Consider the following 2374-nt stretch of genomic DNA (forward strand, 5'->3'; position numbering starts at 1 on the left):
CCTGCGGGCCAGCAGGACCCACCGGACCTTGCGGACCAGCAGGACCTTCCGGACCGCGCTCACCCTGCGGACCCGCCGGACCGGTCGGGCCGACCTCGCCCCGCTCGCCTCGCGGTCCGGCCGGACCCTCTGGTCCACGCTCGCCGACCGGTCCCTGCGGCCCAGCCTCACCCCGCTCGCCCTGCGGTCCTGCAGGGCCTGCGGGTCCCGCCGCCCCGACCGGCCCGACCGGACCACGTTCACCCTGTGGCCCCGCGGGCCCGACCGGACCGACCGCGCCCCTGTCCCCGGTGCGGCCGACCGGGCCGGCGGGTCCGATGGGCCCCACGGGTCCCGTCGGGCCGGTTGGGCCCGTCGGGCCGCGTTCGCCCCGCGGTCCGGCCGGGCCGACCGCGCCCGCCGGACCCTGCGCGCCCACGCAGTCGAGGGCGTCGGCCACCCCGTCGAGGTTGATGTCCTCCTCCAGGCCGAAGCTGCCGTCGCCGTTCAGGTCCCAACACGCCAGGCCGGCGTCGCCCCGCTCGCCCTTCTCGCCGCTTCGGCCGGCGGGCCCGGCGGGACCGGCCTCGCCTCGCGGCCCCGCGGGTCCGGCTGGGCCGATCGCGCCCACCGGTCCGGCCGGGCCGACCGGTCCGGCCGGACCCTCTGGCCCGCGCTCGCCAACCGGTCCCTGCGGCCCGACCTCGCCCCGCTCGCCCCGTGGGCCTGCCGGGCCGACCGGACCCGCGGGCCCGGCCGGGCCGGTCAGGGCCCCCGCCGCGATGTCGGCGCGCAGCGCGGCGACCTCGGCGCTCATCTCGCCCAGGCGCGCCTGCACCGATTCGGTGCCGCACGCGGCCTTAGCGTCCACCAGGCTCACCGCCTGGCCGATGAGGAGCGCGACCTGGTAGCCGCTCAGGAACTCGTCGCCGTGTAGTTCGCCGTCCGGGAACGCCTCGCCCACGCCAAGAGCGGCGACGCGCTCCACGGCACCGGCCGCCCAGTGGTCCGCGGGCACGTCGGAGAAGCGGAAGTCGGTGTCGGGCATGCCGGCCATGGCGTCGGTGCAGCCGGTCGCCTGGTCGACCCGAGCCAGGAGTCGGTCCACGAGCACGGCCGCTTGGTAGCCGGTCATCGGACCGTTCCCGATGAACGAACCGTCGGGGAAGCCGGTGTCGATCCCCTTGTCGCTTAGTTCCTGGACAGCGCCACGGCCCCAGTCGCTACCCGACTGGGTCAGCCCGAAGGCCACGGCCAGCGCTGCCACGACGACGAGCAACACTCTTCGCATGCGTCTCCACTCCCTGGTTCCGGCCCGCGGGTAAAGCGGGCGGCGAACGAAGCCGACTGGCTAGGTCAACATGCCCTTCCGGACGGTCATATTACCGGTTCCGGTCACCCCGCGGGGCGAGGGCAGCCGGCGTCGTTACGACGCCCCGGTCACCCGGCCCGCTATCATCTGTTCGTAGATGACCAGGCTCATCCCGCTCGCGCTCACGCTCCTCATCTTGTGCACGACCGCACAGGCGCAGGCGCCGCTCCCGCCCGCGGCGGCGGCCGCGCTCGAAGCGGCGCAGGCGGCGGCGGCGGAAGCCATGGTTACCTACGACCGCTACCTACCGGACCAACCACTGTGGCGCGAAGCGTTCGCGGCCGCCGAGAAGGCTCACGAGTTGGCACCGCAAAGGCCCGAACCGCTGCGGTTCCTGGCGCAGGCGTACGGGTTGACGGGGTGGACCGGCCGCGCCTGGACCGCCTGGCAGGATTACGCCGCGGCCGGCGGCACTATGGACGCCGCGGCCCGCACAGCCGCGGCGGGCGCCGCAGGCACCTTGGGGTTCCAGGCCATGCGGGCAGGTAACCTGCCGCGCGCCCTGGAGCTCCTCACCGCCGCGAACGGTTACGCTCCCGCCGACCTCGACGTCGCGTCGTGGTTGGGTCAGGCCCTGCTCGCCAGCGGCGACGCGGCCGCCGCCACCCCTTACCTCGCCGCCGCCATCGTCGCCCAACCTCAGCTCGAGCCGCTGCTGGAGCGGGCTCAGCTCGGGTCGAACTACGGCCTTGCCAACGCCGACTCGTTCATCGCCGGTCGCAAGGCGTACGCCGCGGGCGACTACCAGGCCGCCCTGCGGGAGTTCCGCCGCGCCGCGGAGTCGGCCCCGACGTTCGTTGACGCCGCGCGCGGCGTTGCCGCGGCGCTGGGCGCCCTGGGCCAGGAGGACGCCGCGCTGACGGCGTGGGAGCACGTGCTGCAGCTGGCTCCCGGCGACGCCGAGGCGGCGGAGGTGATCGCGCGGCACGAGGCGCAACGGGCAGCGGCGGAGGCGGCCGCACCCGCTCAGGCGGCAGAGCCCACCGCGCCGCTGGAGCCAACAGCGCAGGCCCCGACGGCAAC

General features: G+C 75.7%; 1 protein-coding gene and 5 pseudogenes. 1 reads left to right on the forward strand and 5 read right to left on the reverse strand.

Annotation, left to right across the window (positions count from 1 at the left end):
* The 5 pseudogenes from H3C53_01990 to H3C53_02010 form a co-directional block, all read right to left on the reverse strand.
* Window positions 1-112 (reverse strand): annotated as a pseudogene (locus H3C53_01990) (collagen-like protein).
* A 75-nt stretch (window positions 113-187) separates the two neighbouring features.
* Window positions 188-385, reverse strand: a pseudogene (locus H3C53_01995) (hypothetical protein).
* A gap of 117 nt (window positions 386-502) precedes the next feature.
* Window positions 503-796 (reverse strand): annotated as a pseudogene (locus tag H3C53_02000) (collagen-like protein).
* A 96-nt stretch (window positions 797-892) separates the two neighbouring features.
* Window positions 893-1114, reverse strand: a pseudogene (locus H3C53_02005) (S-layer homology domain-containing protein).
* Window positions 1094-1270, reverse strand: a pseudogene (locus tag H3C53_02010) (S-layer homology domain-containing protein). Before H3C53_02010 ends, H3C53_02005 begins: the two co-directional pseudogenes overlap by 21 nt.
* Before the next feature lie 178 nt (window positions 1271-1448).
* Here H3C53_02010 and H3C53_02015 point away from each other — a divergent pair.
* The coding region (locus tag H3C53_02015; protein ID MBW7915451.1) for a hypothetical protein at window positions 1449-2374 on the forward strand (926 nt) is incomplete at its 3' end.

This window comes from Trueperaceae bacterium, from assembly GCA_019454765.1.
Taxonomy (GTDB): Bacteria; Deinococcota; Deinococci; order Deinococcales; family Trueperaceae; genus JAAYYF01.